Raw genomic sequence first — 422 nt, 5'->3', positions numbered from 1 at the left:
GTCAGATTTGTATAAGAGACAGCCGTACAATCAGCGAAAGACCCGCCGTGCCACCAGGGGGCATCGGCGGGTCCACCCAACGGATAAACCTTGGTCTACTAGCAACTACTCGATGATCTGCACGATCTTGCGTGTATCAGGGTCCACCAGCACCACGTGATCGCCGACAACCGTGTACCTGTTCCTGACGTCAGGGACGTCAATTGTGTGCAGCTCGACCGTATCGGGAAGGGCGGTGCCGACGTTGAGTTCGACGCCGAGCAGGCTGACCGAAGCGAGTTTTTGTTTGTGAATGTACTCACGCACAACGGTCTGCTGTTCAGGCTTTAAAACAAGCACGTCTTCCGCGAAGGAAATGCCGGTTCCAGCGATGAGCAGCAAGGCGCCAGCTGCGCCGATGAGGTAATTTTTCATGTCAAAGT

The 422-nt window shown here is 55.0% G+C and carries 1 protein-coding gene; it reads right to left on the bottom strand.

Going from position 1 to position 422, the window contains the following annotated elements:
* Positions 1 to 105 precede the first annotated feature (105 nt).
* Complete coding sequence (locus tag EN935_RS40305; RefSeq protein WP_127374462.1) at positions 106 to 414, bottom strand: DUF1236 domain-containing protein; 309 nt, start codon at positions 412 to 414, stop codon at positions 106 to 108.
* Positions 415 to 422 lie beyond the last annotated feature (8 nt).

Source organism: Mesorhizobium sp. M7D.F.Ca.US.004.03.1.1 (assembly GCF_003998635.1).
Lineage (GTDB): Bacteria > Pseudomonadota > Alphaproteobacteria > Rhizobiales > Rhizobiaceae > Mesorhizobium > Mesorhizobium loti.
This window is presented reverse-complemented; position numbering and strand designations above follow the sequence as displayed.